The 25,320-nt window shown below is 66.3% G+C and carries 15 protein-coding genes; 7 read left to right on the top strand and 8 right to left on the bottom strand.

The window, feature by feature from the left end; genetic code table 11:
• Window positions 1-40: 40 nt before the first annotated feature.
• Both DSM104440_RS10300 and DSM104440_RS10305 read left to right on the top strand, forming a co-directional pair.
• A complete protein-coding gene (locus DSM104440_RS10300) occupies window positions 41-625 on the top strand; it encodes a Maf family protein (protein ID WP_171162305.1) in 585 nt (194 codons plus the stop codon).
• The gene (locus DSM104440_RS10305; protein ID WP_171162307.1) at window positions 625-1,332 is read left to right on the top strand and encodes an SAM-dependent methyltransferase; all 708 of its coding nucleotides are present in this window, start codon (window positions 625-627) and stop codon (window positions 1,330-1,332) included. Before DSM104440_RS10300 ends, DSM104440_RS10305 begins: the two co-directional genes overlap by 1 nt.
• Here the strand turns inward: DSM104440_RS10305 and DSM104440_RS10310 are convergent.
• From DSM104440_RS10310 to DSM104440_RS10330, 5 genes are read right to left on the bottom strand one after another with little or no spacing between them, the layout of a single operon-like run.
• Window positions 1,329-4,193: a PAS domain S-box protein gene (locus DSM104440_RS10310; protein ID WP_171162309.1), complete on the bottom strand. Its 2,865-nt coding sequence runs from the start codon at window positions 4,191-4,193 to the stop codon at window positions 1,329-1,331. The two genes, DSM104440_RS10305 and DSM104440_RS10310, sit on opposite strands and share 4 nt — an antisense overlap.
• Window positions 4,184-5,152, bottom strand: coding sequence for a S49 family peptidase (locus DSM104440_RS10315; RefSeq protein WP_171162311.1), 969 nt, complete (start codon window positions 5,150-5,152; stop codon window positions 4,184-4,186). Before DSM104440_RS10315 ends, DSM104440_RS10310 begins: the two co-directional genes overlap by 10 nt.
• Entirely contained in the window at window positions 5,149-5,511 is a 363-nt protein-coding gene (locus tag DSM104440_RS10320) for a Rieske (2Fe-2S) protein (protein WP_171162313.1), read from the bottom strand. Before DSM104440_RS10320 ends, DSM104440_RS10315 begins: the two co-directional genes overlap by 4 nt.
• Window positions 5,493-6,143: an HAD-IA family hydrolase gene (locus DSM104440_RS10325; RefSeq protein WP_171162315.1), complete on the bottom strand. Its 651-nt coding sequence runs from the start codon at window positions 6,141-6,143 to the stop codon at window positions 5,493-5,495. Before DSM104440_RS10325 ends, DSM104440_RS10320 begins: the two co-directional genes overlap by 19 nt.
• Window positions 6,125-7,069, bottom strand: coding sequence for an RluA family pseudouridine synthase (locus DSM104440_RS10330; protein WP_171162317.1), 945 nt, complete (start codon window positions 7,067-7,069; stop codon window positions 6,125-6,127). The genes DSM104440_RS10325 and DSM104440_RS10330 overlap by 19 nt, the downstream gene beginning before the upstream one ends.
• 362 nt (window positions 7,070-7,431) lie before the next feature.
• On the opposite strand from DSM104440_RS10330, the gene DSM104440_RS10335 reads away from it, so the two are divergent.
• Genes DSM104440_RS10335 through DSM104440_RS10345 form a run of 3 tightly spaced genes read left to right on the top strand, consistent with a single transcriptional unit; the run spans window position 7,432 to window position 11,260 of the window.
• Window positions 7,432-10,254 (top strand): Rne/Rng family ribonuclease, encoded by a 2,823-nt coding sequence (locus DSM104440_RS10335; RefSeq protein ID WP_171162319.1) that lies wholly within the window; start codon window positions 7,432-7,434, stop codon window positions 10,252-10,254.
• A complete protein-coding gene (locus DSM104440_RS10340) occupies window positions 10,254-10,862 on the top strand; it encodes a 2-hydroxychromene-2-carboxylate isomerase (RefSeq protein ID WP_171162321.1) in 609 nt (202 codons plus the stop codon). Before DSM104440_RS10335 ends, DSM104440_RS10340 begins: the two co-directional genes overlap by 1 nt.
• Before the next feature lie 23 nt (window positions 10,863-10,885).
• The gene (locus DSM104440_RS10345) at window positions 10,886-11,260 is read left to right on the top strand and encodes a VOC family protein (protein WP_171162323.1); all 375 of its coding nucleotides are present in this window, start codon (window positions 10,886-10,888) and stop codon (window positions 11,258-11,260) included.
• A gap of 15 nt (window positions 11,261-11,275) precedes the next feature.
• Here the strand turns inward: DSM104440_RS10345 and DSM104440_RS10350 are convergent, their stop codons facing one another.
• Window positions 11,276-11,767: a low molecular weight protein-tyrosine-phosphatase gene (locus DSM104440_RS10350; RefSeq protein ID WP_212758024.1), complete on the bottom strand. Its 492-nt coding sequence runs from the start codon at window positions 11,765-11,767 to the stop codon at window positions 11,276-11,278.
• A gap of 1 nt (window position 11,768) precedes the next feature.
• Complete coding sequence (uvrB, locus tag DSM104440_RS10355; RefSeq protein WP_171162325.1) at window positions 11,769-13,799, bottom strand: excinuclease ABC subunit UvrB; 2,031 nt, start codon at window positions 13,797-13,799, stop codon at window positions 11,769-11,771.
• Between the two features lie 75 nt (window positions 13,800-13,874).
• Here uvrB and DSM104440_RS10360 point away from each other — a divergent pair, with 75 nt between their 5' ends.
• On the top strand, window positions 13,875-15,092 hold the full coding sequence (locus DSM104440_RS10360) for a pyridoxal phosphate-dependent aminotransferase (protein WP_171162327.1): 1,218 nt from the start codon (window positions 13,875-13,877) through the stop codon (window positions 15,090-15,092).
• A gap of 3 nt (window positions 15,093-15,095) precedes the next feature.
• Here the strand turns inward: DSM104440_RS10360 and DSM104440_RS10365 are convergent, their stop codons facing one another.
• Window positions 15,096-23,738 (bottom strand): glycoside hydrolase family 94 protein, encoded by an 8,643-nt coding sequence (locus DSM104440_RS10365; RefSeq protein ID WP_425509635.1) that lies wholly within the window; start codon window positions 23,736-23,738, stop codon window positions 15,096-15,098.
• Window positions 23,739-24,987: 1,249 nt separating this feature from the next.
• Here DSM104440_RS10365 and DSM104440_RS10370 point away from each other — a divergent pair.
• Window positions 24,988-25,281, top strand: coding sequence for a PsiF family protein (locus DSM104440_RS10370; RefSeq protein ID WP_171162329.1), 294 nt, complete (start codon window positions 24,988-24,990; stop codon window positions 25,279-25,281).
• Window positions 25,282-25,320: the final 39 nt, after the last annotated feature.

Raw genomic sequence — 25,320 nt, forward strand, 5'->3', positions numbered from 1 at the left:
TGGTAGGCTTCCCGATCACTTAAGTCAATAACAAGCTGATTTGAAAGACTTTTTACTCGTCCTGGCCTCCGGCTCCCGGTACCGCCGCGAGCTGCTCGAGCGCCTCGGGCTGCCCTTCCAGACCTGGTCCCCGGACATCGACGAGAGCGCCCATCCCGGCGAGGCTCCCATCGACACGGCGAGACGCCTCAGCCGCGCCAAGGCCGAAGCCGGTGCCGCCCGCTTTGCGAACGCCTGGGTGATCGGGTCGGACCAGGTCGCCGACCTCGGCGGCCAAGCGATCGGCAAGCCCGGCACGCACGACAAGGCCCGCGAACAACTTCGCTCGATGCGGGGCAAGACGGTTCTATTCCACACGGGCCTGTGCGTCGCGAACGCCGCGCGTGTTCGCGTCGTGGAATCCCTGGTCACAACGGAGGTCGCGTTCCGCCAGCTCAGCGACACCGAAATCGAGCGCTACCTCGATCGCGAGCCTGCCTTCGACTGTGCCGGTGCCGCGAAGAGCGAAGCGCTGGGCATCAGCCTGCTCGAACGGCTTTCCGGCGACGACCCTACTGCGCTCGTCGGCCTGCCGCTCATCGCGCTTTGCGGGATGCTGCGCGCCGAAGGCCTCGAGATCCCCTGATGGCCGGCCGCCTCTACCTCGTTCCCGCGTGGCTCTCGGAAGACGCGCCTGTCGAAAGCGTGCTGCCGACCACCGTGCTCGAACGGATCCGCACGTTGAATGATTTTGTCGTCGAGGATGCGAAGAGCGCCCGGCGCTTCCTCACGGCCTGCGGTCATCCAGGCCCGATGCGCGACGTGGCGATGAAGGAGCTCAACGAGCACACCGCCGCGCGCGACGTTCCGGATTTGCTCGAAGCCGTCCGCGCGGGACGCGACGTGGGCCTGCTGTCGGAGGCCGGTGTACCCGCCGTTGCCGATCCAGGTTCGCTTCTCGTCGCTGCGGCGCACGCCGAAGGCATCGCTGTCGTCCCGCTCTCGGGCCCCTCTTCCATCGTGCTGGCGCTCATGGCCTCGGGACTCGAGGGGCAGCGCTTCCGCTTCCTGGGGTACCTCCCCGCGGACGCGAGCGAGCGCACGAAGGCGATCCTCGAACTGGAGAAGCGCTCCGCCCGCGAGCGCGAGACGCAGGTCTTCATCGAGACGCCCTATCGCAACGACGCGCTGTTCGCGTCGCTGCTGGAAAGTTGCCGGCCCGGAACGCGTATCGCGATCGCGGTCGACCTGACAGGACCCGAGGAGTCGGTGCGCATGCAGGCGGTGGAAGCGTGGCGGCGCAAGCCCGCGACGATCGGCAAGCGCCCGGCGACCTTCCTGCTGCTCGCCTAGCGGACCTGCGACTGGACGTAGAGGTTGTTCTGCCGCAGCAGCGGATAGATCTGCTCGGCGCGAACGGGTGCGGAGAAGTAGAAGCCCTGCCCGATCCGGCAGCCCTTCGAGCGCAGGAGTGCGAGCTGCCCCGCCGTCTCCACACCCTCGGCGATCGTCTCGAGGTCGAGGCTCTTGGCCATGTTGATGATGGCCACGACGATCGCGGTGTCGTTGGGGTCGACCGTGATGTCGCGGATGAAGCTCTGGTCGATCTTCAGCTTCTGGATCGGCAGGCGCTTCAGGTACGACAAGCTCGAGTAGCCCGTGCCGAAGTCGTCGATCGCCAGGTGGATACCCATTTCCGAGAGGCGGTTGAGCAGCATGATCATGCCCTCGGTCTGGCGCATGACCTGGCTCTCGGTGATTTCCAGCTCGAGCAGCGAGGGATCCAGGCGCGTGTCCGCGAGCACACGCGTGACCATGTCGAGGAACGCCTTGTCGCTGAACTGGCGCGCCGAGAGGTTGATGGCCATGCGGCGCGGCGCGAGACCCTGGTCCTGCCATTCGCGCGCCTGGCGGCAACCTTCGCGCAGCACCCATTCGCCAATTTCGTTGATGAGGCCGGTTTCCTCGGCGAGCGGAATGAAGTCGCCCGGCATTACCGTGCCCGAATCCTCGGTCTTCCAGCGCACCAGGGCCTCGAGCGCGATGATCTCGCCGGTCTCGAGGTTCACCTGCGGCTGGTAGTGAAGGACGAAATCCTTCTGCATGACCGCGCGGCGCAGCGCCGATTCGAGCGTCATGCGGCGCTTCACGGCGATGTTCATCTGCGCCGTGAAGTATTGATACGTGTTCTTCCCCAGCCCCTTGCCGTGGAACATCGCCGTGTCGGCGTTCTTCATCAGCGTCTGCGCGTCGCGGCCGTCCTCGGGGAAGACCGCGATGCCCACCGAACCCGACACGTGCTGCTCCGTGCCACCGAGGAGGAAAGGCTGGCGAAGCGAGTTGAGGATCTTCTGGGCAACGATCGAGGCGCCGCGGCCATCCTCGATGCTGTCGAGCAGCACGATGAACTCATCGCCGCCCTGGCGCGCGATCGTGTCCTCGAGGCGCACGCATTCGGAGAGCTTGCGCGAGACCTGGCGCAGCAACTCGTCGCCGACATCGTGGCCGAGTGTGTCGTTGATGTTCTTGAAGTTGTCGAGGTCGATGAAGAGCACCGCGACCTTGCGGTGGCCGCGCTCGGCGCGGGCGATCGAGTGCGCGAGGCGGTCCTGGAGCAGCGAGCGATTCGGCAGGCCCGTGAGGTTGTCGTGGTACGCGAGGTGCTGGATGCGCTGCTGGATCACCTTGCGATCGGTGATATCCCGGGAGTTGAACACAACGCCGCCGATGTGCGGATTCGTGAGGCAATTCGTGCCGAGCGATTCGAAAGTGCGCCACATGCCGTCGCGGTGGCGAACACGGAACTCGACCGGCTCGCGTGACTGCTCGGATTCGATGATGCGGCGGAAGGCGGTGCGGACGTGTTCCACGTCATCGCGATGAACCATCTCGAACACCGATCCTCCGACCGTTTCGGAGGGCTCGTAGCCCATCAGGTGCCTGAGCGCGGGGCTCTGGTAGCGGATCGTTCCGTCCTCCGCGACCACGGAGATGAGGTCCAGCGCCGACTCGGTGAGCACGCGGAAGCGCGATTCGCTCGCCTCGAGCGCTCGCTCGGCTTCCTTGTACGTCGTGACGTCGGTGATCACGCCGATGAGTCCCGCGACCTCGCCGTTGCGATCGACGAAGCTCACCTTGTTGTAGAGCATCTCGTGCGGCAGGCCGCGCGTGTCGGGGACGAGCGCTTCGTAGCTCGTCGAGGCGGGTTGCTCGTAGAGGAGCTTGTCACGTGCGTGGTGCAGGCTCGCGCTCGGCTCGCCGAACATGTCGAAGACGGTCTTGCCGATCCAGCTGCGCCCGCCGCCGAACAGCTCGTCCCATGCACGGTTGTAGACCTGGTAGCGCCCTTCGCGATCCTTGAAGTACACGGGGCTCGGGATCGCGTCGATCAGCGCACGCGTGAAGTGGAGCTGCCGGCCGAGCTCCCGCTCGGTGAGCGTGGCCTCGGTGACATCGATGCAGCACGCGAGCAAGCCGGTGATGTTGTCGTGCTCGTCGCGCAGGGGTGCGGCCGAGCCGTTGATGTGGATCATGGTGCCGTCGGCACGCTGGCGCTCGAGCTCGAGGCCCGTGAGGACCTCGCCCGCGATCACGCGTTCACGCAGCGACTGCCCCTCCTCGCGATGCGACGTGGGAATGAACGGCGCGCGACGGCCCATCGCCTGTTCGCGCGTGAAGCCGAAGGTGCGCTCGGCCGCCGGATTCCAGAACGTGATCTTGCCCTCGCGGTCCGCGGTGTAGATCGCGACCGGTGAATTCTCGACGATGGCGGTCAGGAACGCGTTCATCTGGTAGAGCGCGCGGTCCTTCGTGCGCTGCTCCGTGAGGTCGATGAAGGAACCGATCACGAGGCGGCCGGGCCCTTCCTTGCCGAGGACGGAGACGCTGCGCCGGACCCACACCTCGCGGCCGTCCTTGCGGATGTAGCGCTTGTCGACGGAGAGCGGCACGCCGTGGCCGGCGCGAAGTTCGTCGAGGTGCTTCAGGTCGCGGGCGATGTCGTCGGGATGCGTGACATCGCGGAACGAGCGGCCCAGCAACTCCTCGCGCGTGTAGCCGAGGATCTCGCAAAAGGCCCGGTTCACTCGCTGGAAGACGCCGTCCAGGTTGACGAGCGTGAGTCCGACGGCGGTCTTGTCGAAGGCTTCCCGAATCAGCTCGTACTCGACCTGCGGACGGCCCGCGCTGGCGTCGTCCCGCTCGTTTACCGCCATGAGGTCCCCGAGCCGGTGGCCGATTCAAGCAACGCGCGGCCCAGCGTTTCACCAAAGCTCGTGCCGAAACGCTTGGAGAGCGCCTCGAAGTAGTTCTCGTCGGGCGTGAAATCCACGATGCGCTCGGCCTTGACCACCTCGCGCGCCACGTAGTCGAGGCTGCCCAGCGCGTCGGCGAGGCCGAGCTCCACGCTGCGCTCGCCCGTCCACACGAGGCCCGAGAAGATCTCGGGCGATTCCTGGAGGCGCTTGCCGCGGCCCTGCTTCACGACGTTCACGAACTGCGCGTGGATTTCCGCGAGCATCTTCTGCGCGTGTTCCTTGTGCGCCGGATTCTCGGGCGCGAAGGGATCGAGGAAGTCCTTGTTCGTCCCGGCGGTGTAGGTGCGTCGCTCGATGCCCAGTTTGTCCATCGCACCGGTGAATCCGAATCCGCCCATGATCACGCCGATCGAGCCCACGAGGCTCGCTTTGTCGACGTAGATCTTGTCGGTGGCGACGGCAACGTAGTAGCCGCCCGACGCGCAGAGGTCCTGCACGACGGCGTAGACGGGGATCGCCGGATACTTCACGCGCAGCCGGCGGATTTCGTCGTTGATGTAGCCCGCCTGGACGGGGCTGCCGCCCGGGCTGTTGATGCGCAACACCACGCCCTGCGTGTTGCGATCCTTGAATGCGCTGTTGAGCGCCGCGATCATCTTGTCGGCGGAGGCCTTCGCTTCGACGCCGATCACGCCCTTCAGCTCGACGAGCGCGGTGTGCTTGCCGATGGTCGTGCGCTCAGTGTCGGGACGGCCGATCCACCCGAACCAGTTCGCCAGCAGGAGGAAGGCGAACAGCAGCCACAGCAGCTTGATCAGCAGCGACCACTGGCGCGCGCGGCGATTTTCCTCGAGACCCTTGAGGGCAAGTTTTTCGAGGACGGCGCGTTCCCAGGGAGGCGGGAGGGGCTCGTTCATGAGGCGTCGGAGAGAATGAACACTTGGCCGTTGCGTTCCTCGACGCGGATCGGATCGAGCGTGGCACCGTGACAGGGTCCCGATACGCAAAATCCGCTGGCGGGCTCGAACAGCGCGCCGTGCGTCGAACACACCAAGTATAACCCAGCCTCCTCGAAGAACTCGCCGGGTTGCCAGTCCAATTCGGTGCCCAGATGCGGGCAGCGATTGACGAATGCGCACACCGCGCCATCGAAGCGCACGGCGAAGCCTTTTTCCTCGTCCGCCTCGGGTCGAAGCGCGAAACGAACCCCCTTCCCGCCTTCGGGAAGCGCATCGGACGCGCAGATCGCGCGCGCTTCTACGGTGTCGTCAGCCATGCATGCAACTCCGCAACACTCGTGCAGCGTGCCTTCGCAGGGCGCGTGTCGAGCAGCGCCGGTTCGTGCGCGCCATAGAGGACCGCAACGGCGTCGACGCCCGCGTTCGCGGCGAGCTCGAGGTCATGCGTCGTGTCGCCGATCATGACGGCCCGCGAGGCCTCGACGCCCGTGGTGTCGAGCAATGCGAGGAGCATGCCCGGATGCGGCTTGGCGAATCCCTCGTCGGCGCAGCGCGTGGCCGAAAAGTAGGGGCGCAATCCGGTCGAATCGAGCGCGCGATCGAGCCCGCGGCGCGACTTGCCCGTGGCCACGGCGAGTTGGTGGCCCCGGCCCGAAAGGTCGGCGATGAGTTCGCTCACGCCATCGAAGAGCTTGATCCTCTCTTCATCGGTGAGGAAGTGATGCTTGTAGCGTTCGGCGAGCGCTGCACGGCCCGCCGCATCGAGCGATGGCGCGATATGACGCATCAGATCGGCCATGTTGAGGCCGATGACGTAGCGCGCGTCCTCGTCGCACGGCACATCGACGGAGAGATCGCGGCACGCGGCCTGGATGCAGCCGGCGATGTGCGCCGTCGAATCCATGAGCGTCCCATCCCAGTCGAACACGATCAGGTCGTAGCGATGCATTTCTTGCGGAAAGTCTCGAGGTCGGAGGGAAGCGGCGCGCAGAGCGTGAGTGCCGCACCTGTGAGCGGATGGCTGAAGGAAAGTTTCGCGGCGTGAAGGAACATGCGCTTCAGGCCGCGCTTCTTCAGCTCGCGGTTCAACGCGTAGTCGCCGTACTTGTCGTCGCCGAGGATGGGGTGACCCAGGTGCGCGAGGTGGACGCGGATCTGGTGCGTGCGGCCCGTGAGCAACTCGGCTTCGAGCAGGCTGAATTCAGTACCCCTCTCGATGCGGCGAAGAATGGTCTCCGCAGGCTGCCCATCTTCGGACACGGAGACGCGCCGGTCGCCGTCGGTCGTCGGGCGCTTGGCGAGCGCAGCACGCACGTGCTGGCGTTCGTTGCGGAAGCGGCCCGCGACGCCAGCGAGGTAGCGCTTGTCCATGTCGCGCTCGCGCCACATCTCCTGCATCGCGACCAGGGCGCTGCGCTTCTTCGCGAGCAGCAGGACGCCCGAGGTCTCGCGATCCAGGCGATGAATGAGCTCGAGGAATTTCGCGTCGGGCCGCATCGCACGCAGCGATTCGATCGCCCCGTGCGCCACACCACTGCCGCCGTGCACGGCGAGGCCCGAGGGCTTGTCGATCGCAAGCAGCGCGTCATCTTCGAAGAGGATCGATAGCTGCTTCAGGTGTGGCGCCCGCTCGGTCTCTTCGCGTTCGGCCAGGCGGATGGGGGGGACGCGAATGCGGTCGCCCGAGGCGACCCGATAGGCGGCCTCCACCCGGCCGCTGTTCACCCGCACTTCGCCGCTGCGGACGATGCGATAAACGTGGCTCTTGGGGACCCCCTTGAGACGCGAAAGGAGGTAGTTGTCGAGGCGCTGGCCCGCTTCCTCTTCCGCCACCTCGATCCAGCTCACGGCCGGTGCTTTGCCTTCGTTGGGCATGGGGCGTATACTAATATCTGTTTGATTTCTAAGCCTGTAGTTGTTGGATTGGCCCCATCAAGATGAGGCCACCCAGGCTAGGCGGGCAGCCAGAGACGGCGCCCAAGCGGGTTTACAGCGCTCACCTGCCATACCAAGGCAGCGCTGAATTGCAGGAAATACGCGCTCGACGCACTTTGAATTCAGGTCCCTGACCGCACGTTTGTGCCGTCAGGGCCAGACGAAAAAAAGCAGAACTCGCCCCTTTCAGCGATCACTCGTGACGCAAATCCAAGTCGACTTCTGAAGTTATTCGTCCCCCGGGCCCACCCAGTTGGCCGGGCCCTTCTTCCGTGTAGTACGAGCGCGGGAGAAAAGTAAACATGAAACGCATGCTGTTCAATGCGACCCAGGCTGAAGAGCTCCGGGTTGCAATCGTCGATGGCCAGAAGCTCATCGACCTCGACATCGAGACCCTCGGAAGAGAGCAACGCAAGAGCAACATCTACAAGGGCGTCATCACCCGCGTAGAACCCTCCCTCGAAGCGGTCTTTGTCGATTACGGCGCCGAGCGCCACGGCTTCCTCCCGTTCAAGGAGATCGCCAAGCAGTTCATGACCAACGACGACGGCGAATTCGGCCGCTCGAAGATGGCCACCCACCTCAAGGTGGGCCACGAAATGATCGTGCAGGTGGACAAGGACGAGCGCGGCAACAAAGGCGCGGCCCTGACCACCTATATCTCGCTCGCCGGCCGCTACCTGGTCCTGATGCCCAACAACCCGCGCGGTGGCGGAGTCTCGCGCCGCATCGAGGGCGAGGACCGCAACGAGCTGCGCGAAGTGATGGACCAGCTCGAAGTCGTCGAAGGCATGAGCCTGATCGCCCGCACCGCGGGCATCGGCCGTTCCCTCGAAGAGATGCAGTGGGACTTGAACTACCTCATCCAGCTGTGGACCGCGATCGAGAAGGCCGCGAACGAAGAAAAAGGCCCCTGCCTGATCTACCTCGAGTCGAGCCTGGTGGTCCGCGCCATCCGCGACCTCTTCCAGCCCGACATCGGCGAAATCCTCGTCGACACCGCGGCGATCTACGAGCAGGCCCTGTCGTTCATGAGCACGGTGATGCCGGCCAACGTGAACAAGGTGAAGCTCTACAAGGACGACGTTCCCCTCTTCTCGCGCTTCCAGATCGAGCACCAGATCGAAAGCGCGTATCGCCGCGACGTGACGCTGCCCTCGGGCGGCGCGATCGTCATCGACCACACGGAAGCCCTCGTGTCCGTGGACGTGAACAGCGCCCGCGCGACCCGCGGCCACGACATCGAGCAGACCGCGTTCAACACGAACTGCGAAGCCGCCGATGAAGTGGCGCGCCAGCTCCGCCTGCGCGACCTCGGTGGCCTGATCGTCATCGACTTCATCGACATGGAAAGCGCGAAGAACCAGCGCGAGGTGGAAAACCGCCTGCGCGACGCGCTCAAGCACGACCGCGCCCGCGTGCAGATCGGCAAGATCTCGCGCTTCGGCCTGCTCGAGCTCTCGCGCCAGCGCCTGCAGCCTTCGCTGGAAGAGACCACGCACACGCCCTGCCCGCGCTGCCATGGCACGGGCTTCATCCGCGACACCGCCTCCACCGCACTTCACGTCCTGCGCATCCTTCAGGAAGAAGCGATGAAGGAAGGCACGGCCGCGATCCACGCGCAGGTGCCGGTGGACGTCGCGACGTACCTGTTGAACGAGAAGCGCAGCGAGATCTTCAAGATCGAGACGCGCCTCAAGGTGAACCTGCTGCTGATCCCCAACCAGCACCTCGAGACCCCGAACTACACCGTCGAGCGCCTGCGCCACGATTCGCCGCTGCTCGATGCGCAGACCCCCAGCTACGAGATGGCGACCGTGCCGACCGAGGACGAGGACGACAAGTTGCCCTCGCGCCAGGACGCCAAGCCCGCGCGACCCGAACCGCTGGTGAAGGGCATCACGCCCGACCAGCCGGCTCCGATCACGCCGACCTCGCTGCCGATCCAGCAACCGGTCGCCAAGGCGCCGGCTCCGGCCAGCGCGGAAGGTGGCTTGCTCGATCGCCTGTTCGGGTGGTTCCGCAAACCCGCCGAAGCCCCTGCGCCGGTCGCCCCCGTGGCAACCGCAACGCGGGAGCGTCCTCCGCGTGAAGGCGGTGGCCAGGACGGCCGCCGTGGCGGCAACGGACAGCGCCGCGACGGACGTCGTGGCGAAGGCCGCGGCGGTGAAGGTCGCAGCGAAGGTGGCCGTGGTGGCCAGGGCCGCAATCGACAGGAGCGCGGGGGTCGCGATCAACGTCCTCCCGAGCAGCGTGGCGAACAAGCAGAAGGAGCGCCGCGCGAAGACCGTCCGCCGCGTCCTCCGCGCGAGCCGCGTGAACCTCGCGAGGGTCGTGAGCCGCGTGAGGGTCGCGAACAACGCGAGCCGCGTGAACAGCGTGAGCCGCGCGAAGCCCGCGAGCCGCGTGAGCAACGCGAGCCGCGCGAACCGCGCCAGCCCCGTCCGGAGCAACCGCGCCCGGCCCAGCAGGCCGATGGTTCGCCGCGCCTCGAGTCGCACCCCGTTGCCGAGACCGTCGGTGGCGAAGGTGAAGGCGAAGGTCGCCGTCGCCGTCGTGGCCGTGGCGGCCGGGGTGGTGGAGATCGCGGCGAGAACCGTGAAATCCGCGACAACCGCGACAATCGCGACAGCACCGCGCCCGCCGTCGTGCAGGAAGAGCAGCACCCGCACGAAGATGCCCCGACGCCGCAATTCGCTTCCGCGGAATTGTTTGCCGCCGAAGAGCAGCAGGCTCCGATGACGCCGTCGCCTTCGCCGTTCCCGCCGCCGGCAACGGACACGCTGCAGCCCTCACCCGCGCCGCTCCACGTGGCCTCCTCGGTGGGAATGCCGATGCCCGCGCCGCGCGTGGTCGTCGACCAGCTCGAGGATGTGGAACCGCAACGCCCCGTTCGCCGCCGCCGCACCGAGGCGCAGCTGGCAGCCCAAGCCGCCGCCGAAGCACTGCAACTGGTTGAAACCAGTGGCAACGCTCCGGTGGTCGCCGCGCCCGTCGTCGAGGACGAGCTTCCGCGACGCACGAAGCCGCGCCGGCGCCGTTCGGTCGAGGTGGGTAGCGAGCCGCTGCAACTCGTCGAGACCGCACCCGGGACCGAAAAGCAACCGGAGACGCCGGGGAACTGATGGCCCAGGGCACGGCGATCGATTACTACTTCGATTTCTCCTCGCCCTACGGCTACGTCGCGAGCCATCTTGTCGATGGCCTCGCGCAACGCACCGGGCGCGCCATCACGTGGCGCCCGATGCTCATCGGCGCCGTGATGAAGGTCACCGGCCAGCCGCTCATGGCGAGCATCCCCCTCAAGGGGGATTACTCGATCATGGATTTCTCGCGGACCGCGCGCTTCCATGGCGTGCCCTACAAGGCCCCCAGCACTTTTCCGGTGAGCAGCATCGCCGGCGTGCGCGCGTTCTATTGGCTGCAGGACAAGCATCCGGCCCTTGCCGTGCCGTTCGCGAAGGCGCTGTACGCCGCGTACTTCGCCGAGGACCGCGACATCAGCCTGGCCGAAACGGTCATCGAGATCGCCGCGAAGTGTGGCGTGGATCCCGCGGCGCTCTCGGCTGCGCTCGCGGACCCGGCCGTGAAGGACCGCACCAAGCAGATCGTCGACGCTTCGCTGGCACTTCGTGTCTTCGGGTCACCCTACTTCATCGTGGACGGCGAGCCCTTCTGGGGCGTGGATCGCATCCCGATGCTCGAGGAGTGGGTGCGCCGCGGCGGTTGGTAGCCTGATTCGCACCGGGAGTTCGCATGACCACCATTGAATCCGTCGGGCAGATCGCGATCGCGGCGAAGGATCTCGACCGTGCGCGGGCCTTCTATCGCGACACGCTCGGCCTCAAGCATCTGTTCGACGCGCCGCCGGGCCTCACCTTCTTCCAATGCGGTTCGATCCGCTTGCTCGTGGAAGTCCCTGCCGACGAGCGCTTCCGCCATCCGGCTTCCGTCCTTTATTACAAGGTCGCCGACATCGATGCGGCGCATGCCGATCTCGTGGCCAAGGGCGTGCGGGTCGAGGGCAAGCCGCACCTCGTCGCGCCCATGCCGGATCACGACCTGTGGATGGCCTTCTACCGGGATTCCGAGGACAACGTCTTCTCGCTGATGTGCGAGAAGCGCAAATAGAGGGGTCAGACCACTCTATCGCGGGTTGCGGTCAACGATAGAGGGGTCTGACCCCTCTATTTGGTCGAGCCAGCCTTCGGCGGCCTCCTCGATCATGTCGAGCACTTGCTCGAATCCGGCGGCACCCCCGTAGTAGGGATCGGGCACGTCTTCGCCCTTCCACGTCGCGCTTGTCTCCAGGAACATCGCCAGCTTCGCGCGCGCGTTCGCGGGCGCCATTGCCTCGAGCTGATGGAGGTGGCTGCGGTCCATCGCGAGGATGTAGTCGTATTCCTGGAAGTGCGCGCGCGTCACTTGCTGCGCGCGCTGCGCGCTGAGGTCGTACCCGCGCTGGGTCGCGTGCGCCATCGAGCGGCGGTCAGGCGGTTCACCCACGTGATAGTCGAGCGTGCCGGCGGAGGCCACGCGCACCGCGAGGCCGCGTTCCTTCGCCTTGGCGCGAAGGACACCTTCAGCCGTGGGCGAACGGCAGATGTTGCCGGTGCAGACGACGAGGATCGATCGCACCTCAGCCCTCGCCGGCGATGTTGAGCAGGCGGTCGCGCAGCTTCTTCAGCTCGTCTCGCATCTGGGCGGCGCGCTCGAACTCGAGGTTCTTCGCGGCCTCCAGCATTTCCTTCTCCACCTTGCGGATGCGCTGGTCGAGCTGCTTCTCGCCCAGGGCTTCGTACTTCGCTTCCTCTTCAGCGGCTGCGCGCGTATCCCTCGCGGCCTCCGGGTCGTACACGCCGTCGATCAGGTCCTTGATGCGCTTGGACACGCTCTTGGGCTCGATGCCGTGCTCGATGTTGAACGCCTCCTGCTTCGCGCGGCGCCGCTGGGTCTCGCCGATCGCCGACTTCATCGACTCGGTCATCTTGTCCGCGTAGAGGATCGCCGTGCCGTTGATGTGCCGCGCGGCGCGGCCGATCGTCTGGACGAGCGAGCGCGTCGAGCGCAGGAAGCCTTCCTTGTCCGCATCGAGGATGGCGACCAGCGACACCTCGGGCAGGTCGAGGCCTTCGCGCAGCAGGTTGATACCGACGAGCACGTCGAAGATGCCCTTGCGGAGGTCGCGGATGATCTCGACGCGCTCGACCGTCTCGATGTCCGAGTGCAGGTAGCGAACCTTGATGCCGTGCTCTGCGAGGTACTCGGTGAGGTCCTCGGCCATGCGCTTGGTGAGCGTCGTGACCAGGACGCGCTCGCCCACCGCGATGCGCTTGTTCGCTTCCGACAGCAGGTCGTCGACCTGGGTCGTTGCCGGCCGCACTTCCACGTGCGGGTCGACAAGGCCCGTCGGACGCACGAGCTGCTCCACGACCTGGCCGGCGTGCTTGGCTTCGTAATCAGCCGGCGTGGCGGAAACGAAGATGGCCTGCTTCACCTGGCGTTCGAACTCGTCGAACTTGAGCGGCCGGTTGTCGAGCGCGGAAGGCAGGCGGAAGCCGTACTCCACCAGCGTTTCCTTGCGCGACCGGTCGCCCTTGAACATGCCGCCCACCTGCGGAATCGTCACGTGCGATTCGTCCACGACGATCAGCGCGTTGTTCGGGAGGTAATCGATGAGCGTCGGCGGCGGTTCGCCCGGGCCACGGCCCGACAAATGGCGCGAATAGTTCTCGATGCCCTTGCAGAAGCCCAACTCATGGAGCATCTCGAGATCGAAGTGCGTGCGCTGCTGGATGCGCTGCAGCTCGAGCAGGCGCCCGTTCTGCTGGTAATAGTCGATGCGCTCGCGCAGCTCCACCTTGATCGCCTCGATCGCCCGCAGCACGGTGTCGCGCGGCGTGACGTAGTGGCTTTTCGCGTAGAGCGTGAAGCGCGGGATGCGGTGCAGGAGCTCGCCCGTGAGAGGGTCGAAGAGTGTGAGCGTCTCGATCTCGTCGTCGAACAGGGACACGCGAAGTGCGGTCTCGCCGTGCTCGGCCGGGAAGATGTCGATCGTGTCGCCGCGCACGCGGAACGTGCCGCGCCGGAAATCGATGTCGTTTCGCGAGTACTGCATCGAGGCGAGCCGCGCGAGCAGCCCGCGCTGCGGCACGGGATCCTTCTCGCGCAGCAGCAGACGCATGTCCTGGTAGTCCTCGGGGTCGCCGATGCCGTAGATGCACGACACCGTCGCCACGATGATCACATCGGGCCGTTCGAGCAGGCTCTTCGTCGCCGACAGGCGCAGCTGCTCGATGTGCTCGTTGATCGAGGAGTCCTTCTCGATGAACAGGTCGCGCGAGGGCACGTACGCCTCGGGCTGGTAGTAGTCGTAATAGGAGACGAAGTACTCGACCGCGTTCTCGGGGAAGTACTCGCGCATCTCCGCGTAGAGCTGCGCGGCGAGCGTCTTGTTGGGCGCCATCACGAGCGCGGGGCGGCCGGTCGTCGCGATGACATGCGCCATCGTGAAGGTCTTGCCCGAGCCCGTCACGCCCAGCAGCGTCTGCCAGGAAAGGCCGTCGTCGATGCCTTCGACGAGCTTCTTGATGGCCTGCGGCTGGTCGCCCGCGGGAGCGAACGGCTGGTGCAGGCGGAAGGGACTGTTGGGGTAGGTAACGACTTCCATCACGCGTCCGGCGAAACTCTCGATTCTACGGGTTAAAATGTCGAAAAGCAGCGTCCCAACCCGCCCGGAGAACCCATGTCGCTCGTCGCCGCCCGCCTCAACGCCATCAAGCCGTCCCCGACCCTCGCCGTGACCGCCAAGGCGGCCAAGCTGAAAGCCGAGGGCAAGGACATCATCGGGCTGGGTGCCGGGGAACCGGACTTCGACACGCCGCAATTCATCAAAGATGCGGCCATTGCGGCCATGAACAAGGGGCTGACGAAGTACACGCCCGCCGGCGGCACCGGCACGCTCAAGAAAGCCATCATCGCCAAGTACAAGCGCGACAACGGCCTGGACTACACCGAGAAGCAGATCCTGGTTTCATGCGGCGGCAAGCAGAGCTGCTTCAACCTGTGCATGGCGCTGCTCGACAAGGGCGACGAGGTGATCATCCCCGCGCCCTACTGGGTTTCGTATCCCGACATGGCGATGATGGCCGACGCCACGCCCGTCTTCATCCAGGCCGGCATCGAGCAGGGCTTCCGCATCACGGCCGCCCAGCTCGAGCGCGCGATCACGCCGAAGACGCGGATGATGATCATCAACAGCCCCTCGAACCCCTCGGGCGCGATCTACACGAAGGCGGACCTCGAAGCGCTGGGCGCCGTGCTGCGCAAGCATCCGCGCATCGTGATCGCCACCGACGACATGTACGAGCACATCCTGCTCGACGGCTCGAAGTTCGTGAACATCCTCAACGTGTGCCCGGACCTCTACAACCGCACCGTGGTGCTCAACGGCGTCTCGAAGGCGTACTCGATGACCGGCTGGCGCATCGGCTATTGCGGCGGGCCGGAAGAGCTCATCACCGCGATGGAGAACGTGCAGTCGCACTCCACGTCGAATCCCTCGTCGATCTCGCAGTACGCGGCCGAAGCGGCGCTCAACGGCGACCAGTCGTGCATGGTGCCGATGGTGGCGGCGTTCAAGGAGCGCGGAAAGTTCGTCTACGAAGGACTGAACCGCATTCCGGGCGTTCGCTGCGCGAATCCCGCCGGCGCGTTCTATGTCTTCCCTGATTGTCGCGAGGCCATCCGTCGCCTGCACGAGAACGGCAAGCTGAAGGCCCCGACCGACGCCGCGCTGTGCGAGTACCTGATGGAGCAACCCCTCGCGGTGGCCGCGGTGCCGGGCTCGGCGTTCGGCATGGAAGGCTACCTGCGCATCAGCTTCGCGACGTCGATGGAGAACCTGAAGAAGGCGATCGACCGGATGAACCTCTCGATGACGCCTGAGAAGGCAATGGCGTAACGCTCAGCCGGCGGCCACCGCCACGCGGTGGCTGCTGTTGTCATCGACCAGCGCAATGGAGTTGTCCGGTTGCGCAGCGCCATCGAGTGTCACGCGAGTCGCGCCACTTCCCGCCGCACCCTGCTCCACGACGATCTCGTACACCGACGCGCCGAAGCGGTAGCGAATCGTCGCTGCGTTCCAGGCCGGCGGCAGGCACGGCGTGAACCGCAGCCGGTCGCCTTCGCGCGAGATCCCCAGCAGTGACTCGATGACGAGCCGGTACATCCAGCCCGCCGATCCCGTGTACCAGCTCCATCCGCCGCGGCCTGTGTGCGGCGCCACGCCGTAGACATCGGCGCAGATCACATAAGGTTCAACCTTGTAGGTCGCACTGGCCTCGGGCGAGCTCGATCGGTTGGGCGGATTGATCATGCTCGTGAGCTCCCACGCGCGTTCGCGATCGCCCAGTGCCGCGAAGGCCATCGCCGCCCAGATCGCACCATGCGTGTATTGCCCGCCGTTCTCGCGCACGCCCGGGACGTAGCCGCGGATGTAGCCCGGATCGAGTCCCGACTTGTTGTCGAAGGGTGGATCGAGAAGTTGCACGAGCGAATGGTCGCGGCGCACGAGGCGTTCATCGAGCGCGAGCATCGCCGTACGGGCCCGCGTGGCCTCGCCCGCTCCCGAGAGCACCGACCAGCTCTGCGATACCGAATCGATGCGGCACTCGGTGCCTGACGCGGTACCCAGCGGTGTGCCGTCGTCGAAATACGCGCGCCGATACCATTCGCCGTCCCACGCATGCCGATCGAGGTTGCGGCGCAGCTCGACGCGCTGCGTCTCGCATTTGTCAGCGAACGTTGCGTCGCCTCTCAGGCGCGCAACCTCCGCGAACTGCTCGAGCACGGCACACAGGAAGAAGCCCAGCCACACGCTCTCGCCCGTCCCCTTGATCCCGACCAGGTTCATGCCGTCGTTCCAGTCGCCCGATCCCATCAGCGGCAAGCCGTGCGCGCCGAAGCGCAGCCCATGCTCGACCGCGCGCAGGCAGTGTTCGTAGACCGTGGCCGACTGCGAGGAGCGATTGGGCAGGTCGTAGTACGAATCGTCGCCGGCATTCACGGGCCGGCCTTCGAGGAACGCGGCTTCCTCGTCGAGGACGGAGGCGTCGCCCGTGGCCTTCACGTAGCGCGCGGCCGCGAGCGGCAGCCAGAGGTAGTCGTCGGAGCAACGCGTGCGCACGCCCCGGCCCGAAGGCGGATGCCACCAGTGCTGCACGTCGCCTTCGAGGAACTGGCGTCCCGCGCTGCGCACGAGGTGCTCGCGAACCAGTGCCGGTTCCGCATGCACGAGCGCCATCGTGTCCTGCAGCTGGTCGCGGAATCCGAAGGCGCCGCCCGATTGGTAGTAGCCGCTGCGCGCCCACAGCCGGCTCGCCACGGTCTGGTAGAGCAGCCAGCCATTGGCCATCACGTTGATGGCGGGATCGGGCGTTTCAATCTGGACGGCGCCCAGCGTCCGCGACCATTGCGCACGCACCGCATCGAAAGCAGCCCGCGCCGCGATCGGACCGCGATATCGCTGGACGAGTGCGGCCGCTTCCTCCGCGTGCCGGCCCACGCCAAGCCGGAAAACGATCTCGCGCTCTTCGTCCTCCGCGAGATCGACGACCACTTGCATGGCCCCGCACGGGTCGAGCGCCGGTCCCACCTTGCCTGACAAGCGCGCGCGCGACATCGCCGCCGGGTCGCGCATCTCGCCGTTGCGCCCCAGGAATTCCGTGCGATCGGCGGTCACGCTGCGCGTCGAGTCGTCGACATCGAGGAACGCGACGCGCCCGGGGAACTCGGTGATGTAGGCGTTGCGCGCGAACAGCGCGCCGCTCTTCATGTCGACTTCCGTCACCACGTGCATCGCGGTCTTGGGCCGCAGGTCGCCAAGGACCCATTCCACATAGCCCGTCGCCGATACACGGCGCGCGCGGCCCGACACATTGCGCATCCTGAGCACGGAGAACTTCACCGGCGCATCGAGCGCGACGTACACCCACAGCTCGGTCTCGATACCGTCCTCGCGATGCTCGAAGACGCTGTAGCCGAAACCATGGCGTGTCACGTAGGTACCCGCGCCGCGTGCCGGCAGCGGCGTGGGCGACCAGAAATGACCGGTCTCCTCGTCGCGCAGGTACAACGCCTCGCCACTCTCGTCGCGCACCGGATCGTTGTGCCAGGGCGAGAGGCGGTACTCATGCGCGTTTTCGCTCCACGTATAAGCGCCGCCGCTCTCCGAGATCACCGTGCCGAAATCGGGATTGGCGACCACGTTCACCCAGGGCACCGGCGTCGCGTCGCCGGCACGCATCGTGATGACGTATTCGGAACCGTCGGCCGCGAAGCCGCCCAGTCCATTGGAGAGGATCAGGTCGCGCGACGGCGGTTCAATAGTCTCGGTTTCGGGCTTGTACGGACGGCTCGGCGCGAAGCGCGGCAGGCGCGACTCCGCCGGCCCGCGGCGCATCACCTGCTCGGCGAGGCTGCCGCGGCGATCGGTGATGATCACGCGCGCCACGGCATTGAGGAGGATGCGGTCCTCGTCGGCAATCTGCTCGGCGCGACGCACGAAGATGCCGCCGGGGCGGTCGATGACGTGCGCTTCCACGCCCGCCGCAACGAGACCCATGATCTGGTCCTGGAGGACCTGGCGATAACCGCCGCGGTCGTCATTCCAGATGACGAGGTCGACCGCGAGGCCCTTCAGCCGCCAGTACGCGTGCGCCTGCACCATGCGGCGCACGAGGTCGATGTTGTCCGAGTCGCCGATCTGCAGGACGACGATCGGCAGGTCGCCGGAAATCGCGTGGCTCCAGAGGCCGGACTGCGCGCGGCGGTTCCTCGCGATGATCCCGGGCTCGGCGCGCAGCGTCGCGTTCGCGTGGATCACGGAACCCGCGAGGCGCGAGTAGAGCTGTGCATCCGATTCCGTCGCGTTAATCTGCCGCAGCGTCACGCCGCTGTGCGTCCAGGCGAGATCGAACACGCGATCGGCGAGGCGCTGGTCCTGGTATTTCGCGATGAGGCCCAGGGCCCCCTCGCGCGTTTCCGCAACCCCCGAGGTGAGGTCGATCGTCACGGTCTGCTGCGGGTCGAGCACGATCCGATGGCGAATCGAGACGATGGGATCGAGCACCGAGCCCTGCCCGCCTGAAAGCCGCCCGGCTTCCGCCATCGCGATCGGATCGGCAAGCGAACGGCCCCGGCCGATGAAAGCCATGCGATCCGTTTCCCAGGAGACGTCCTGCGAAGCCGCACCGTGAACGGACATGAGATGCAGCATCCACGGGACGCTCTCGTCGCGCGCACGCGGACGCCGCGTGCTGAGGATCGCCTGCCCGCGCGCCACCGACTCGGTCTGCACGAAGAGATTGGAGAACGCCGGGTGCAGCGCATCGGCCGCACTCGGTGCCAGCGCCACTTCCGCGTAGCTCGTCACCTCGATCGTGCGGCGCACCCGCGCGCGATTGGTGATGTGCAGCCGCCGCAGGTCGATGTCGTCCTCGGGCGAGACCGCGATCTCCGTATGCGTCTCGAAGTCGTTGTCGCGCCGGCGGAACTCCGCGCGGCTCTCGGTGAAGATCGCCTCGTAGTGCTCGGGCTGCTTGAGCGTGGGCTGGTGCGAAGCCGACCAGAAGTCGCCGGTCGCCACGTCGCGGATGTAGCAGAACGTGCCCCACGGGTCGGCCGTGCCGTCCTCGCGCCAGCGCGTCACCGCAAGATCACGCCAGCGCGTGCTGCCGCCGCCGGCGTTCGTCACCATCACGTGGTAGCGGCCGTTCGAGAGCAGCTGCACCTCGGGGATCGGCGTGTTGGGTGTTGCGAACACGCGCACCGGTGCGTCCGTGCCCGCGGTGACGGCACGCACCTCGGCGAGATCGGCCGGATGCGAATCGATCGGCATGACCTTGGGAATGCGCTCCTGCAGGAGCAGCAGCGTGGCCTTGACCAACGGATCCGACGTGAAGCGCTTCTGCATCGGGGCGCCCAGCAGGACATGCGTGAGCGACAGCAGGATCATTCCCTGGTGGTGCGCCATGAACGAACGCACGATCACGCTCGACTGGCCGCGAGGCACGCGCGCGGGCGTGTAGTCGATCGCCTCGAAGAGGCCGTAGCGGCCGGCCATCCCGTCGCCCGCAAGGCGTTGCAGGTTCGAGCACGATTCTTCCGGGTCGACCGTCAACGCGAGCGCCGACGCATAGGGCGCGACCACGAGATCGTCGGCGAGTCCGCGCTTGAATCCGAGGCCGGGCACGCCGAACGCGCGGTACTGGTAGTTCAGCGCTGAGTCCACGGCGTTGTAGCCGCTCTCCGAAATGCCCCACGGCACGCCGCGCTGCTTGCCGTACGCGACCTGCCGCTTGACCATCTCCTGCCCCGTCTGCTCGAGCAGCGTGTTCTCGTACGCGGGCATCACGAGCACCGGCATGAGGTACTCGAACATCGAGCCGCTCCACGACAGCAACACGCCACGACCGCCGGCGGCGGTGAGCTGGCGGCCGAGCGCGAACCAGTTCTCCTGCGGGAGCTGCCCCTGCGCGATGGCGACGAAGCTCGAGAAGCGCGCTTCGGAAGCGAGCAGATCGTAGAAGCTCGCGTCGAGTCTGCGCTCGCCCACGTTGTAGCCGATGGCGAGCAAGTGCCGCGACTTGTCGTAGAGGAACGCGTATTCCATTCGCGCAAGCTCGTCGCATTGCGCCGCGAGGCGTTCGATGAGCGCCATGCGCTGCGTGGCGTGCCGCTCCTCGACCGGGAGCGCACGGGCCTCGAAGGCCGCGATCTCTCGAAGCGTCGGAATATCCCGGCCCGGCCAGCGCTCGGCGCCGCCTTCGGTGTCGCTCCAGGGCGCGATCGTTGCAAGCTCTTCGCGCAATCCCGCAATCTGCCGCACGAGCGCATCGGCCCACGCGCGCGCATCGCCTTCGCCCGTCACCAGCGCCGCGACTTCATCGACATGCGCCGCCAACGCATCGAGCCGTTCGCGCGCCGCGACCAGCGTGGTGGGTGGCGCGTCGTAGGCGCTCTCGAGCGCGCGCTGCAGGCGCCCAAGCGGCACCGTAGCCGCTCCGCGTTCAGCCTCTGCAAGCGTGCGCGCGGTATCGCCCAGTCCTTCGAACCAGCGGCGATCGATGACCCGATCGTCGGCCAGCGCGAGAAGTCCGGGCTTGAGGGTCATGAGGTGCCCGCCCAGGTTGCCGCTGTCGACCGCGGAAACATAGAGGGGCCGCAGGGGCTTCAACGAGCGTGTGTCGTACCAGTTGTAGAAGTGGCCCTCGAAGCGCTCCATGGCGACCATCGTCTCGAGCGCACCCGCGGTCCGCGCGAGCAGCTGACCCGCCGGGATGTAGCCAAAGTCGTAGGCCGAGAGATTCGCGAGCAGCGAGAAGCCGATATTCGTCGGTGACGTTCGATGCGCCACCACCGGCCCGGGATGCTCCTGGTAGCTGTCGGGCGGAAGCCAGTTGTCCTCGGGGCCGACGAAGGTATCGAAGAATGCCCACGTGCGGCGCGCGAGGTTGCGCAGGAACACGAGTTGTTCGCCATCGAGCTGCGGCTTGCGGCGCACCACGGGGCGGCTGATCCACCAGGCGAGGAGCGGCGAGATGAACCAGAGGAGGAGTACCGGTGCGGCGACGGCCAGCGAGTACGGCGCGAGGCGCTCGAGCACGACGCCCAGGACGATGGCCAGCGCGGGCCCGGCCCACTGGGTCCGGATCGCGGTGAGCAACCCGTGGCGATCGCGCACCACGGCCGAGGGTGTCCACTCGAGCAAGCCGCGAAGCGAGAACATCATGCGCATCGTCGCTCGCACGATCGCATCGACATTAACCGAGGCTTCGTAAGGGAGGAACGCGAGCGTGAGCAGGGCCGTGGCACCGTGGCGGCCGGCCGAGGCGATGGTCGCTTCGAGATGCTGCCGGAGCGGCATGTCGCGCGGCTTGCGCAACAGGTCCGCGAAGAGCGCGATGGCTGAAGGCAGCACGAGGATCCCGATCACCACGAGGGTCCACAGCCACGCGTGGCCGAGCACGGTCCAGCCCAGGATGAGCAGCGCGGTGAGCGCGGCCGGGACGAGGCTGCGTCGCAGGTTGTCGAAGACCTTCCATTGCGACAGCCACGAAAGCGGGTTGGGGAAGTGGCGCGGGCCCGCCCCTCGCACCTGCGCGCGCAGCCACCCGAAGAGCTGCCAGTCGCCGCGGACCCACCGGTGCCGGCGGCTGATGTCGGCGCCGTAGGTCGCGGGGTAGTCCTCGTAGAGTTGCACGTCGCTCAGCAGGCCCGAGCGCACGTGACAACCCTCGATGAGGTCATGGCTGAGGATCCGGTTCTCCGGGAAGCGCCCCGCGAGCGCGCATTCGAAGGCATCGACGTCGTAGATGCCCTTGCCGATGAACGAACCTTCGGCGAACGCATCCTGGTAGACGTCCGACACCGCGCGCGTATACGGATCGATGCCCGTGTCGCCGCCGTGCAAGCGCGCGTACAGCGAACGATTCGCGCCCGGCAGGCTGATGGCGACTCGCGGCTGCAGGATGCCGTAGCCCTCGGTGACGAGGCCGCCCTGCTCGAATCGCGCGCGGTTGAGCGGATGGGCCATCGTGGCGACCATCTCGCGCGCCGCATCGCGCGGCAACTGCGTATCGGTATCGAGGGTGATCACGTAGCGCACGCCGGTGAGCTTTTCCGTATCACCGACGACGAGCGAGAACCCCCCTTCCCCGTTGCCGCGCAGCACCGCATTGAGGGCCGCGAGCTTGCCGCGCTTGCGCTCTTCCCCCATCCACACGCCTTCTTTCGCGTTCCAGCGGCGCGGGCGGTGGAAGAGATAGAACCGGTCCGCCGCGACCTGGCCGGTCGCCGGATCGACGTGCCCGTACTTCGCATTCAGGTCTTCGATGCCCTTCCTCGCGCGCCACAGCAGCAGGTCGTCCTCGATACAAGTCTCGGTCGCCGCGTCGAGGAAGTCCGTGAGCAGCCCGAAGTGCAGGTGCGAATCGCGATTGGCGAGGAAGCGCACCTCGAGCGCCTCGACGAGGTGGTCGATGCCCTCGAGGCAGGTCAGCATCGTGGGCACGACTACAAGCGTGCGCGACTGCGACGGAATGGCGCTCGAGTAATCCATCCGCGGGAGTGCCCTCGGCTTGACGACCAGCGTCACCAGCCAATTGACGACCCCCGAGGCGAGCTGGCTGAGCGCGATGAGCAGCAGCACGCCCAGCGCAGGCAGCGTGGAGACGCGCACTCCATAGTCGTAGGCGAACACAAGCAGCGCCGCCGTGAGTCCTGCCGTGATGGCGAACATCCCGCCGAGGTATGGGAGCAAGGCGACGCGCCGGGTCGCGCGACGAAGGCCCTCGGCCGCGGTGATCCGCACGCCGGCCGCCTGCTCGAGTTTCTGCCGGCCCCGATCGACCAGGTAATAGCCGACATGCGCGGTACGGTCGGCATCGCCATCGCCTGTCCCCCCAGCGCCCTTGGCCGCCTCGAAGGCCAGCTGGATCGCCTTGCGCGCGACGTCACCTTCGCCGAGCGAGCTCCCGCGGGCCATCTCCTCGACCGCGTGGCGATAGCGGTCGCGCGTGGCGAAGTCCATGCGCCCGTAGAGGCCACCGGGATCCTCGCGCAGCTTCTGCTCGACGACGCTCGTCGACTCGAAGAACTTGCGCCACTCGATGGCCCCGAGCAACCGCAGGCTGCCGATCGAGTTGCTGGTCGAGACCTGCACCGCTGCCTGGGTCTGCGCCTGCACCTGCACCAGCTGCTCGATCGAGAAACCCGATTCGCCCAGGCGCTGCTCGATCCACGTGAGCGGCAAGGCAAGCGCCGCGCTCTGCCCCTGCAGCCGCCGCACGAGCTCGGCCACGAACGCGCTCACCATCGGCGGATTGGAGCGCGCCATGTCCGCGATCACCAGGATCAGGTTCTTGGGATCGTGCTCGGCGACCTCGAGCATCTGGTCGGCCCAGGCGCCGGCGCGCTCGCGTTCCCTCATCGCGGTGGCAATCCGGGTACCGACCCGGCGCAGGTTCTCGATCAACGCGAGCCGCAGCATGATCGGGAACGCCCAGAGCTCGCCCATCGTGAGCGGGGCCACGGTCTGGTAGGCGGCGACGAAGCGCGAGAGGCTTTCCTCGTCGATCCGGCCGTCGCCGTGGGAGATCGCTTCGAACGCGAGGTCGTAGACGCGCGGCAGCGTCGCCGAAGGACCCCGCGCGAGCTTCGGGAGCTCCAGGCTGTAGCCCTTGGGCAAGTGCCGCTTGGTCGTGCGGATCTGCTCTTCGATCAGGTAGAAGTTGTCGAGCAGCCATTCCGCGGCGGGCGTGATGCGTTCGTTCGCGGCCACGGTCTCGACGAGAAGCTCACCCACTTCGTCGAGGACGGCGGCGTTCTCGGCAAGGCGCACCAGGAGGCGGTCGCGGGAGCGCCCGGTCGCCAGCCGGTGGGAGAGCGCGAGGTTCTTGCCGTGCTGCTCCATCTGGTCGGCGCTGAAGAGCTCCGATCGCAGCGGCGGTTCCTCGTCGGCGAGCTTGTCCCGCATCTCGGGCGCGAAAAAGCGCGCGACGGGCTCGAGCAGTCGCTGCAGGAAAGTGGGGTCGGTCACCCAATCCATCCTACAGGCCGCCGACGGACGAAACCGTCGGACGAGCCCTACAGTACAAGCAAATTTGTTCCAATCAGCGCCGTGGTGGTGCACGTCCCGCTACACTCGAACGATCGCAGTCGCCCGAACGCTGGCAGTAGGCCACGTGGAGAAAAGGGGCGTTGGAAGCTCAACGTTTCCCTCTATGGGGTCTCCACTATGGGCCGAAGGCGAACCTGGACTGACGCACAACTCCTTCAGGCTGTCCAAGCATCACGCTCGCTCGCGGCGACGCTAAGAGTGCTGGGATTGCGCGCCTGTGGCGGCAACTACGCGAGCATTGGAGCGCGCATTCTTGCACTTCATGCGGATACATCGCATTGGACGGGTCAAGCGCACCTCCGCGGCAGGCCGAACCCGCATGTACCCATACGACCACTCGTCGAGATCCTCGCACGTGGCAGCAGCTTCCAAAGCAATAAGCTTCGTATCCGATTGATTCGCGCTGGGTATCTGGAGCCTCGCTGCGAGATGTGTGGGAACACCGTATGGCAAGGTCAACCTATTCCGCTGGAGCTCGACCACATAGATGGGGATCGAACGAACAACGAGTTCGCCAACCTTCGCTTGCTCTGCCCCAATTGCCACGCGCTCACACCCACATACAAAGGGCGCAACATTAGATATGCCCACATTCCGCCTCTCGCCGAAATCATTTTTGGCATCGAGCGCTGTGGTGGGATAAGGCACTACGCGCGCGAGCGGGGCGTCACGCCCGATGCCGTCCGAGGCTGGTTAAGGTCGAAGCGCTATAGCCTTGCGCTGCAAGCCGTCCTGGCTGAGCCTTCGTGATACTTTCTATGCAGAGCGAGATGCCCGGGTGGTGAAACGGTAGACACAGAGGACTTAGGAAGGATTGAGCGCTCTAGCGGAAACGCTGGAAGTGGAACCCGTCAAATTCGGTGAAAGCCCTGGGCGCGAGCCCGAGCCAACGCCGAGCCAAGCTCCTCATGGAGAAGGTGTAGAGAGCAGACGGCGGGCACCTAAAGCCGCAAGGCCAGGGTGAAGGCGTGCTCCAGACCACGAACTCCGCAAGGAGGCGGCTAAAGCCGAAGTGGTAAGAAAATCCTCAGGCCGCAAGGCCGTGCTGGTTCGAATCCAGCCCCGGGCACCAACATTCACGCGGCGTAATCGCCCGCACGACCGAGCGATTCTCGCTCGGCAACGCACCGCAATCGCGGTTTCATGACGCCTCCATCCACACGCCGGGAGGCATCCCATGAAAGCAACGCTGGTCACGTCCCTCATCGCTTGCGCGCTCGCGATCCCCTTCTCCACTTCGGCCGCGGTCGACACGAAGCCGCAGGAGACGGCCACGACGCAATGCACCACGGAAGCGAAGGCCCTGAAAGGCGAAGAGCGCGAGAAGGCGCTCGCGAAGTGCGAGAAGCTCGCGGCCTACGGCCCCGGTTCTCAGCAGAACAAGATGAAGACCTGCAACGCGGACGCGAAGAAGAACGACCTGCACGGCGACGAGCGCCGTGCATTCATGAGCAAATGCCTGAAGGGCTAGGCCCTCCAGGCATTCAGGTTGTTGCCGGTGTTGCGACTA

It is taken from the genome of Usitatibacter palustris, from assembly GCF_013003985.1.
Taxonomy (GTDB): Bacteria; Pseudomonadota; Gammaproteobacteria; order Burkholderiales; family Usitatibacteraceae; genus Usitatibacter; species Usitatibacter palustris.

Excerpts from the sequence above, each read along its gene's own strand:
- DSM104440_RS10305 (WP_171162307.1), top strand. The coding sequence starts at position 625 with ATGGCCGGCCGCCTCTACCTCGTTCCCGCGTGGCTCTCGGAAGACGCG.
- DSM104440_RS10310 (WP_171162309.1), bottom strand. The coding sequence starts at position 4,193 with ATGGCGGTAAACGAGCGGGACGACGCCAGCGCGGGCCGTCCGCAGGTC.
- DSM104440_RS10315 (WP_171162311.1), bottom strand. The coding sequence starts at position 5,152 with ATGAACGAGCCCCTCCCGCCTCCCTGGGAACGCGCCGTCCTCGAAAAA.
- DSM104440_RS10320 (WP_171162313.1), bottom strand. The coding sequence starts at position 5,511 with ATGGCTGACGACACCGTAGAAGCGCGCGCGATCTGCGCGTCCGATGCG.
- DSM104440_RS10325 (WP_171162315.1), bottom strand. The coding sequence starts at position 6,143 with ATGCATCGCTACGACCTGATCGTGTTCGACTGGGATGGGACGCTCATG.
- DSM104440_RS10330 (WP_171162317.1), bottom strand. The coding sequence starts at position 7,069 with ATGCCCAACGAAGGCAAAGCACCGGCCGTGAGCTGGATCGAGGTGGCG.
- DSM104440_RS10335 (WP_171162319.1), top strand. The coding sequence starts at position 7,432 with ATGAAACGCATGCTGTTCAATGCGACCCAGGCTGAAGAGCTCCGGGTT.
- DSM104440_RS10340 (WP_171162321.1), top strand. The coding sequence starts at position 10,254 with ATGGCCCAGGGCACGGCGATCGATTACTACTTCGATTTCTCCTCGCCC.
- DSM104440_RS10345 (WP_171162323.1), top strand. The coding sequence starts at position 10,886 with ATGACCACCATTGAATCCGTCGGGCAGATCGCGATCGCGGCGAAGGAT.
- uvrB (WP_171162325.1), bottom strand. The coding sequence starts at position 13,799 with ATGGAAGTCGTTACCTACCCCAACAGTCCCTTCCGCCTGCACCAGCCG.
- DSM104440_RS10360 (WP_171162327.1), top strand. The coding sequence starts at position 13,875 with ATGTCGCTCGTCGCCGCCCGCCTCAACGCCATCAAGCCGTCCCCGACC.
- DSM104440_RS10365 (WP_425509635.1), bottom strand. The coding sequence starts at position 23,738 with ATGGATTGGGTGACCGACCCCACTTTCCTGCAGCGACTGCTCGAGCCC.
- DSM104440_RS10370 (WP_171162329.1), top strand. The coding sequence starts at position 24,988 with ATGAAAGCAACGCTGGTCACGTCCCTCATCGCTTGCGCGCTCGCGATC.